Source organism: Anabaena sp. WFMT (assembly GCF_051781005.1).
Lineage (GTDB): Bacteria > Cyanobacteriota > Cyanobacteriia > Cyanobacteriales > Nostocaceae > Anabaena.
Map to the genome: position 1 here is coordinate 154,425 of NZ_JBPWOA010000054.1, position 10,938 is coordinate 165,362.

Genomic DNA, 10,938 nt, shown 5'->3' on the forward strand with positions numbered 1-10,938 from the left:
CTTAAAATGCTCAATAACATCGTCAGGTGGGTGATTGACCGACGTTGGCTCGTTGTCTTAGCTACAGCGATCGCTGCATTGTGGACATTCTACGTCATTCCCCAAATGCCATTAGATGTGCTACCACCCTTTGCACCGCCCCAAGTAGAAATTCAAACCGAAGCACCGGGACTCGCGCCGGAAGAAGTTGAATCTTTAGTAACTTTACCAATTGAGAGTGCAATTAATGGTACACCAGGAGTAACCGCAGTCCGTTCATCCTCAGCAGCAGGAATTTCAGCCGTGAGGGTAATCTTTAACTGGGGGACAGAAATTTATCAAGCACGTCAGCTAGTGACTGAACGACTGCAACAAGCAGCCAGCAAACTTCCCCCAGGAGTAGAAACGCCGCAAATTTCTCCTACTACTTCACCTGTTGGTTTAGTTGTTCAATACGCTTTTACAGTCGAATCAGAAAATAATTCTCAATCCAAAATTGACTTGATGGGAGCTAGACGAATTGTTGATTGGCAAGTCACAAATCGTCTTTTAGCTGTTCCAGGTGTGAGCCAAGTAGTAGTTTTTGGTGGTGATGCTCGTCAATATCAAGTTTTAGTTGACCCAGCAAAATTAGCAGCCTTTAATATTTCTTTAGAGCAAGTTACTAATGCTACAAAAGCCGCTAACGGTAATGCACCAGGCGGTTATTTAATCACACCAGATAAAGAAACATTAATTCGAGGTATCGGACGCATTGAATCAATTGCAGATTTGCAAAAATCAACTATTACTGCACGTAACGGAGTACCGGTGAGGCTACAAGATGTAGCAGATGTGAAAATTGGTGGTGCGATTAAACGGGGTGATGGTAGTTTTGATGGTAAACCAGCAATTATTTTAATGGTTAACAAACAGCCGCTTGCAGATACTCCCACTGTTTCCCGTGCGATAGAAGCGGCAATGAAAGAAATTCAAGCTGGTTTACCACCAGAGATTAAAATCACCACGACATTTCGCCAAGATAGGTATATTGATTCCTCGGTTCAAAATGTTAGTTCATCATTAATTCAAGGTAGCATCATTGCGGCAATAATTCTTATTCCCTTTTTAATGAATTGGCGGACTCTGGCAGTATGCTTACTAGATTTTTTCTTAACTTTACTGTTTGGATTGCTAGCCCTTTCTTGGTTGGGAATAGGACTGAATACAATGACGTTAGGAGGTTTAGCAGTAGCGATTGGTACGGCAATTGATGATGCTATTGTTTATGGAGAAAATACTTATAGAAGATTGCGAGAAAATAAAATTTCTGAAAATCCATTACCGCCATTAGAAATTATTTTTGAAGGTTCAAAAGAAGTACGAGAATCATTGATTGGTGCAACTGTTATTGGCATTATTGTTTTTTCACCAATTTTTACTTTACCAGGTGTAGAAGGCAGAATTTTTACACCAATGGGAATCTCTTATTTAGTAATAGTTGTCATTTCTAGTTTAGAATCGCTGTTAGTTTCTCCCGCTTTGTGTGCGATTTTATTACCTAATGTCAAAGTGACAAAAAGAGAGCCTTGGTTGGCGAGATTATGTAAGACAATTTATAGCTACTGTCTCAACTTTTCTTTTCGGAATTCGTTACCAATCATTGGTATTGCATTGGCTTTAACGGTAGCTGCGCTCGCAGTTATTCCTTCATTCGGTAGAGCTTTTTTACCAGAGTTCCAAGAGCAAACGATGGTAAATACTTTAACTTTATATCCTGGTGTGTCTTTAGAAGCGACAACAAAAGCCGGTTATGTAGTAGAAGATGCGCTTAAAGATGACAAACGCTTTAAATTTATTCAAACACGAGCCGGACGTGCTGAGGGAGATGCCGATGCGGCAGGTGTGAATATTGCACACGTTGATATTGAACTTAGTGACGAGGGGATGAAAGACCGCACGAAGACTTTAGAAAAGCTGCGGCAAGAGTTTGATAAGATACCGGGAGCAGCACCAAATGTGGGCGGATTCATCTCCCACCGTATGGATGAAGTTTTGTCTGGGGTAAGAAGTGCGATCGCAGTCAAAATTTTTGGTTCAGACTTAGCACAACTCCGCCAAATCGGCGAACAAGTAGAAGCACAGATGAAAACCATTGATGGTGTTGTAGATTTATTGCTAGAACCACAAATCCCCATACCACAAATTCAAATTAAATTTGATCGAGATGCTGCTAGTCGCTACGGTTTATCAGTCGGAGAAATTTCTAGCATTATTGAAACCGCACTCAACGGACAAGTCGTTTCTCAAGTTTTAGAAAATCAACAATCCTTTGACCTTTTAGTGTGGTTAAAGCCGGAAGCACGACAAGATTTGTCCACCATTCGGGATTTATTAATTGATACCCCTAATGGACAGAAAATTCCTTTAGGTAATGTGGCAATAATTGACAATGGTACTGGGCCTAATACAATTAATCGTGAAAATGTTTCCCGTTTGATTGTAGTTTCAGCTAATGCTAAAGGTAGGGATTTACGCTCGATTGTCAATGAGATTGAAGCCAAAGTCAAAAGCAATGTCCAAGTGCCTGCGGGTTATTTTATCCAATACGCAGGTCAATTTGAAGCCGAAGAACGCGCTACCCAAAATATTCTGGTGTTCAGTGCGATCGCATTTGTGGCAATTACAGTTCTCATGTATATTTCAGTGAAATCTGTACCTTCTACCATCATGATTATGATTAATTTACCAATTGGTTTGGTAGGAGGTGTAATCGCAGTAGCGTTAACTGGAGGCGTGATTTCTGTTGCGTCTTTGGTTGGATTTGTTTCCTTGTTTGGGGTAGCAACTCGCAATGGTTTGTTATTAGTGGATAACTATAACAGTAAATTTGCCGAAGGAATGCCGTTAAAAGAAATTATTGTTAAAGGTTCAATGGAACGACTTAATGCGATTTTAATGACAGCTTTGACTTCTGCATTAGGTCTAGCACCAATGGTACTACAAGGTGGCCCAGGACAAGAACTTTTGCAACCACTTTCTATTGTTGTTTTTGGTGGTTTGTTTACATCAACTGCGATAACTTTGGTTGTTTTACCTGCTTTGTATGCCAAGTTTGGTAAACATTTATTTCCCAAGAAAACGGAGGAGAGTAAAGCAAAAGACGAGAAATTTTTTATGCACATGTAGCTACTCAAAACGTCTAAACATATATACAAAGAGGAATAAACCAATGAAATCACTTAAATCTGGCTTAATTATTCTTGGAAGTGTGGGACTACTATTTTTAGGATCTTGCAGTAATGCTAATCAATCAGCTAATACAGAAAATAGTCCAGATGCTTCCAAGGCGACTACTCAAACACCATCTGTTTCTGCCTCACCAGCAACTAAAACAGATAGCGAACATGGTGCATCTCATGGAGGCCAAGTTGTAGAGACAGGAAGCTATCATTTAGAATTTGTTCCTGAAAAAGAAGCAAATGCAACTCACATGGATTTATATTTGCAAACAGGTGATAACCACGCCACAGTACCTAATGCAAAAGTAACGGCTCAAGTGCAGCTACCTGATGGTCAACAAAAGACGATTCCTTTTACTTATGATGCCAAGGATAAACACTATACTGGTCTACTGAATGAAAAAGCATCTGGTCAGTATCAAGTGAAAATTACGGCAGATATTAAAGGCGAACAAGCAACCGGACGTTTCAACTTTAATCGCTAACTAGTGTTTATCATGCTTTGATTTCGACACTGATTATTCTAGTTTTCGGGGCAATCTCACTTTTCAACCGTATATTTTTACACACAAATACTATTTTCATCAAAATGAAAAGTTTTTTGACTGCACTGGCTATCACTTCAACTCTTGCATTGACTCAAGGTTGTGCTTCACAAGTTAAATCTGGGGAAATTTCAGACACTAATCCCACCAGCATAAGTAATGCGAATCCCCATACTGGTCATAATATGGAGAATTCTAAAAAACCAAAAGAAAAAGATAATCCTCATGACGGACATAATATGGGGGACTCCCATGATGAGCATGGTCATTCCCAGTTAGAACCTGCGAACGCTACTGCAAAGCTTATCCTTCCCAGCAAAATAACTCCTAACACTCCTGTTCCTATAGCGATTGAAATAAAAGACAAAAATGGTAAAGCCATTGCTAATTTTGACACTTTCCAAGAACAATTAATGCACTTGATTGTTGTCAGTGATGATTTGCAGTCTTTTCAACATATTCATCCTGCATATAAAGGAAATGGACGCTTTGAAGTTCAATTTAATTTTCCCTATTCGTCTAATTACACTCTTTTCAGTGATTACAAAGTAGCAGGAAAAGCAGAACAAGTGTCAGTCCTCAAAGCACTAGTTCCAGGTCAATCACCAGCTAAACCAAAAATTGATTTAGCTACTACTAAAACTTTTGATAATACTCAAGTTAATCTCAAGTTATCTCAATCCACCATTAAAGCTGGACAAGAGGTGCATTTAATTTTTAATTTACAGGATGCTGCAACTAAAAAACCACCTACAGATTTAAAACCTTATTTAGGAGAAAGGGGACATTTAGTTATTCTTAAGCAATCATCACCGTTAACACAAGCAGACTATATCCATGCTCATGCTATGAAAAATACTCCAGATCATGAAGTTCATTTTATCACCAGTTTTCCAAAACCGGGAAAATATAAAATGTGGGGACAGTTTAATCGAAACGGGAAAATTATTACTGCTGATTTTTGGGTAACTGTTACTTAAATACATTGATATATCTTGATTTCATCTTGATTTCATCTTGATTTCATCTATACTTTGTATAATCTAAATTAGAAACATGCTCCTCATGTTTACACCCCACCAAGCTTTTTAGCCGTGCCACTTTCAACCATGACTAAAAAGCTTGATTTCTTATTAATTAAAAGATTTGTTATTTTACAAGTAATTTTATTAAATAGATTATTTTCCTGAGAAATTAAGTTACTTGCTACAAAAAATAATTATATTTTTTCACTAAATTAAAACTTAATTATTCAATTTCAAAACTAAATCCAGTAATTTACTTCTTTTGTTGTAATAGTATTCTTAAAATTAATAGTGTTATCCATTTATTTCTAGCACCACCAACTTGCAAATAAGCTTAAACACATTACTACAACCAATTATTAGTTCTAATTCTACCTGTCATCTTTCGACTGAAGTCGTTGGTAGCGATGTGGAGATTCCTTGAGATGAAGTTCAAGTTTCTTCATATTAATTTATTTGTAAATTTTAATGATAATTGCTGAAATTTCATCTTGATTTCATTATGAATTGTCATGCTAGTAGATAGAGTTAGTATAGAGGTTCAGCAAAAAAATCACCAATAATTCTCACCTAAATAAGGACAACTTAACTGGCTACTTCTCCTCATTAATCAGGGTATTAATGAGGTAGTTAAATATAGCTTTACCGAGCTTGATGTATGTATCTATGAAGAGCAGATTAATTCATAAATAATGCTCTGTAATTGAGCTGATGTATTTGATTATTTTGGAGTAAATGTAGTGAAGAGATCGCATCAATGGATAACTTGTCTGAACTGAGAAACCGAATTTAACACAATCGCTAGCTGTTAGCATAGGTCAACTCCTAAATTAGAGATAGCCAGAAACAAGAATTCACCACCTATTTAGGTGGTGAATTCATATAGGTACTATGTACATCCAAAGTTGGAAGGTAGGAAGTTCTGCCCTTCTTATTTTACTAAGAAAACATCAGCTAAATTAAACCACATTAATCCAGAAATCAGCAGTAATGATTTTACCGTTGCGATTGAATTGTCCCCAAAGTTTATACTTTCCTGCTTGCGGAAAGCTAGTCATAAAATGAACCTGTCCAGTTGGAGTATTATTGAGTGCGTGAGCATGGATGTAATCTGCTGCTGTTAATGAGCTTGACTGTCGCAGGATAACTAAATGTCCTTTTTCTCCCAAGTAAGGCTGCAAGTCTGTAAGCGGTTGATTGTTAGTAGCATCTTGTAATTTAAACATTAAAGTTACTTCTTGACCTGCTTTTACAGTGGGTTCAGAAAGAGCGAGATTGACTTGAGTATCATTGAAAGTTTTACTACGCTTAATGTCAATTTCTGGAGCAGCAATAGTGATTCCTGGAACTTGTGTTTTTAATACTGAAATTTGTTCTGACTGACCAGCAGGTTTGTAGTCACTAAAGAATGTGTAACCACCTGCTTTTGGAAAACTAGCTTCTACTTGAAACTGACCATTATCTTTATATGTGGGATGAAGATGGCTGAAAAACTGAAGATCGTCACTGACAATAATTAAGTGCATGAGCTTTTCTTGGAAATTGTCAAACTTGGCGATCGCCTTTCCTTCTAAATCTTGAACATCAATCAATAGCGAAATATTTTTATTTGGGGTGATGTTACTGGAAACTTTAAGTTTTACTTGAGTCAACGCTTTCTTCTCACCATGAACTGTGCTACTTGTTGAATGTTCTCCATGATGACTTTCATTGATTGAAAGCTCCTCATGCTGATGTGTGCTAACAGACATTGCTTTTTCTTCAGCTTTAGGTAATGATGAGCAAGCTTGAACTATTACCAAAGTAGTAGTGATAGCGATCGCATTGATAAATCTCTTCATTAATTCTGCTCCATTAGTGAATTTATGAATTGTCTACTCAACATAAAATTGAGTTTAAATTGTCTAGTTTACTGGAGAGTCAAGAGGCAAAATCAATAAATTATTATGTTTAATTTTTATTGAATTTCATGCAAAAGCACGTTTATTTAAAACAATAAACGTACCTGAAAATCTGATATTTAAAATTCCATATTAACCTTCAAGTAATAATAGGACAAATTGTTGAATGATATGTTTCAGATTGAATTTCCCAGCCAGAAAGCATCGCTGACAAATCTTGTCTCAAAACAAGTAATTGCTGAATCTGATAATCAATAGCTTGTACCTTATCCTCAAGCTTGGTTTTTATATGTTCACAAGGTAGTTCCCCCTCATCATGAACATTCAAAAATTCTTTGATTTCGGCTAAAGATAACCCCAGGCTTTGGGCGCGTTTAATAAAGTGCAGGCGAGCTAAAACATCAGTGTTAAATAATCTAAAACCACCCTCAGTTCTGCCTGATGATTTGAGTAGACCAAGCTCCTCATAGTAGCGAATGGTTTTAATCGGTACTCCACTTTCTTTAGCAACTACACCAATCTGTTTTGACTTTTCTTGAACTAGCATAATTACTTCTCTTAAATTTAATCGTCTACTTTATCCTAGATTCTCCAGTCAGATGGAGAGTCAAGTATCAACTCGATTAAAAATAATGGGGTAAAGTGAAAACCCCTAAGCTCAAGCCAGGGGATATACGCCAAGCTAAGAATTCTCGCTTATTTTCAGGGAAGTACGTCAACTTCTGATTGTTTTACTAACTTACCTGCTTGATGCCTAACCTTTGGTACACCTGCAAACAGTAAGCGAATTTGGGTAATCACGATATACAGGATAGGTACTACAAACAAACTCAAGAAAGTTGCAACGAACATTCCACCAAAGACAGCAGTACCAAGAGATTGACGGCTAGCTGAACCTGCACCTGTAGCCACAGCAAGCGGCCAAATTCCTAGCAGAGTAGAAATCGCAGTCATGAGAATTGGACGTAAGCGTTCGCCAGAAGCTTTCACTGCTGCTTTGGTAATTGAAAAACCTTGTTCGCGTAATTGGTTAGCAAATTCAACAATTAAAATTGCATTTTTACTCGCTAAACCAATTAACATCACTAACCCAACTTGACAGTAAACATCGTTATATAAACCGCGCCATGATTGGGCTAACAATGCTCCCAAAACCGCCAAGGGAACTGACAATAAAATAATCAGAGGATCAATGAAGTTATTATACTGAGCAGCTAAGACTAAGAACACAAAGAAAATTCCTAGACCAAAAATAATTGGTGCTTGTCCACCAGATTCTAATTCTTCTAAAGTAATACCTGACCATTCATAGCTGATGTTTCTGGGTAAAACAGTAGCGGCTAAATTTTTCATAGCTTCTATTGCTTGTCCAGAACTAAAACCAGGAGCAGCTGCACCGTTGATTTCTATTGAGCGATATAGGTTGTAGTGGTTAATTGTTTGCGGCCCGGTGGTTGGTGTAACCTTCACCAAACTACTAAGGGAAATCATCTCACCGCGTTCAGAACGCACATATAGTAGTCCAATATCTTCTGGGTTAGAGCGAAACTGTTGATCTGCTTGGACATAGACTCGGTACGTGCGACCAAAAGCGTTAAAGTCGTTGACGTAGCGGGAACCAATGAAAGTCTGCAAGGTGCTAAAGATATCTCTGACAGGGACTTGTAAGGCTTCGGCTTTTTCTCGGTCTACTTCGATAAGTAATTGGGGTGCATTAGCGGTGTAGGTACTGAAGACTCCTTGCAATCCTGGGGTTTGATTAGCTTTGCCGATTAAATCGTGGCTGATTTTGACTAAATTATTGATATCACTATTATTGCGATCGCCTCTATCTTGCAATTGAAATACAAAACCACCCACACTCCCTAAACTTTGGATAGTCGGAGGATTCACTGCAAACACGGCTGCGTCTTTAATTGCTGACAGTCCACTTCTAGCTTGATTTACAATTGCTGATGCAGTTTGTTCGGCTGTTTTTCTGACATCCCAAGATTTTAGCGGTGCAAATATCAAGCCTCGGTTAGGAGTATTACCACTAAAACCAACACCACCCATTGCAAAAGTACCTTGAATCTCTGGGATTTTCAGAAGTTCTTTTTCTGCTTGCTTCGCAACTTCACGGGTGTAATTGAGTGAAGTGCCATCTGGCCCCTGCATTAAATTAATAAAATAGCCTTGGTCTTCTTCCGGTAAAAATGCTGTGGGGACGCGCAGGTAAAGCCAGCCTGTCCAAACCAAAGATGCAACAAACAGTAATAAGACAACGATTTTGAAGTTGATGAGCAATCTGAGAATTTGTTGATAGCCTTTTTGTATCCAGCCGAGCAACCAATTAATCGCTCCAAAAATCCAGCCTGGTAAACCGCGTGGTTTTTGTGTTTTTCGTAATAACAAAGCAGCTAAAGCAGGCGTGAGGGTAATCGCGTTAAAAGTTGAAAGTACAATTGAGAATGCGATCGTTAGTGCAAATTGTTTATATAGTTGTCCTGTTGTTCCAGGGAAAAAACCTACAGGAACAAATACAGCCAAAAGTACGAGAGATGTAGCAATCACCGCCCCAAATAGTTCGTGCATTGATTGGGATGCAGCGCGACGCGGGCTTAAACCTTTTTCTTGAATCAAGCGAGTTATATCTTCAACAACAACGATCGCATCATCTACAACCATGCCACTAGCTAAGGTTAAACCAAACAGAGTTAAGCTGTTAAGTGAAAAATTAAAAACCTTTACAAACGCAAACATCCCAATTAAAGAAACCGGAATTGTAATTGCGGGAATGATGGTAGTGCGCCAGTCTTGCAAGAAAATAAAAATGACGATGACAACCAGCACAATTGCTTCTAATAAAGTCTTGACAACTTCCTTACGAGATGCTTCGACAAACAGCGAGGAATCATAGGGAAATTCATATTGCAAACCAGGTGGGAAATCCTCTGCAATTCTCGCCATTTCCGCTTTGACCGCATTGGCAATCTTTAAAGCATTGCTTCCAGGAATTTGCAGGATTTGATAGCCAACAGCAACGTGACCACTATAGCGAGCAAAGGAACTGTAATTTTCTGCCCCAAGTTCAGCACGACCAACATCTTTGAGCTTAACAAGTGTGCCATCTGTACCTGCTTTGATGACCATGTTTTCAAATTCGTCAGCGTCTTTTAACCGCCCTTGAGTTTGCAACTCTATTTGATACATTTGCCCATTGGGTGCGGGTGGCTGTCCAATACTACCGATACCTAACTGTAGGTTTTGTTGGTGAAGTGCGTTAATTACGTCCTCAGTTGTCAACTTGCGATTGGCTAGTTGAGTCGGGTCAAGCCACAACCGCATCGCGTAGCGGCGATTGCCAAAAGTCGCAATGTTACCGACACCTTTAATGCGTCTGAGGCGATCTAAAACATAAAGGTCGGCGTAGTTACTAATAAAAGTGTCATCGTACTTATCGCCTTCACTATATAAAGCCATCGCTAAGACGATACCACTGGATTGCTTAGTCACAGAAACGCCCGTTTGTCGGACAACTTCTGGCAATTTTGGTTCCGCAAGCAAGACGCGATTTTGCACATCAGCAGCCGCAGTATCAATGTCATACCCTTGGTCAAAAGTGACGATGATGTTGCTAGTACCGTCACTGCTGCTAGTTGAGGTGATATATTTTAAGCCTTCGACACCATTAATTTGTCGTTCTAAAACTGTTGTGACTGTATCTTCTACAACTTGCGCGCTCGCACCAATGTAATTGGCGGTGACATTGATTTGTACGGGGCTGATATCTGGGTACTGCTCTACTGGTAGTAGCGGAATGCTGATTATACCTACCATGAGCATGACAAGAGCGCAGGCGATCGCAAATACGGGTCGCTTGATAAAAAAATTAGCAAACATAGACTTATGCTTTCTGGGTAAAAATCTGGATTTAACTAAGGTTCAGGAATAATAGATGCGCCGTCTCTTAAGTTGAGTAAACCGGAAACAATAATTTTCTCTCCTGCGGTTAACCCTTTCAGCACTTGATACTGATTACCCTGGATACTACCTAGCTCTACGGGTTTGAGGCGTGCTACTAACTCCTGTTTTTTGGGTGAGGTTTCGGCTACGTACACAAAAGTTTCTGCACCCAAACGGATAACAGTTGTTGTGGGAATTAATACTCCTGGGCGTTTGTTCCAAATCACTTTCGCTTTAACAAATTGGTCGGCTCGCAATTGTTTGCGGGAATTATCAAACAGTGATTTTACTAAGACTGATTGAGTATCGTTGGCTGTGTTAG

The 10,938-nt window shown here is 38.9% G+C and carries 7 protein-coding genes; 3 read left to right on the forward strand and 4 right to left on the reverse strand.

From position 1 onward, the window contains the following. Positions 1-6 precede the first annotated feature (6 nt). The 3 genes from ACSQ6I_RS26920 (at position 7) to ACSQ6I_RS26930 (ending at position 4,725) form a co-directional block, all read left to right on the forward strand. A complete protein-coding gene (locus ACSQ6I_RS26920) occupies positions 7-3,147 on the forward strand; it encodes an efflux RND transporter permease subunit (RefSeq protein ID WP_127055487.1) in 3,141 nt (1,046 codons plus the stop codon). A 43-nt stretch (positions 3,148-3,190) separates the two neighbouring features. Further along, positions 3,191-3,685, forward strand: a complete 495-nt coding sequence (locus ACSQ6I_RS26925) for a hypothetical protein (protein WP_127055486.1) — start codon at positions 3,191-3,193, stop codon at positions 3,683-3,685. 104 nt (positions 3,686-3,789) lie between these two features. Continuing rightward, positions 3,790-4,725 carry a hypothetical protein gene (locus ACSQ6I_RS26930; protein WP_127055485.1) on the forward strand — a complete coding sequence of 312 codons (936 nt, stop codon included), beginning with the start codon at positions 3,790-3,792 and terminating at the stop codon, positions 4,723-4,725. A gap of 1,004 nt (positions 4,726-5,729) precedes the next feature. Here the strand turns inward: ACSQ6I_RS26930 and ACSQ6I_RS26935 are convergent. From ACSQ6I_RS26935 to ACSQ6I_RS26950, 4 genes are all read right to left on the reverse strand, one after another. Next, positions 5,730-6,611, reverse strand: coding sequence for a hypothetical protein (locus ACSQ6I_RS26935; protein ID WP_127055482.1), 882 nt, complete (start codon positions 6,609-6,611; stop codon positions 5,730-5,732). Between the two features lie 199 nt (positions 6,612-6,810). Further along, entirely contained in the window at positions 6,811-7,218 is a 408-nt protein-coding gene (locus ACSQ6I_RS26940) for a heavy metal-responsive transcriptional regulator (protein WP_127055481.1), read from the reverse strand. Positions 7,219-7,373: 155 nt separating this feature from the next. Next, positions 7,374-10,553, reverse strand: coding sequence for an efflux RND transporter permease subunit (locus ACSQ6I_RS26945; protein ID WP_438893235.1), 3,180 nt, complete (start codon positions 10,551-10,553; stop codon positions 7,374-7,376). A gap of 35 nt (positions 10,554-10,588) precedes the next feature. Then, positions 10,589-10,938, reverse strand: a 350-nt coding sequence (locus ACSQ6I_RS26950; RefSeq protein ID WP_438893236.1) for an efflux RND transporter periplasmic adaptor subunit, incomplete at its 5' end; no start/stop codon positions are given.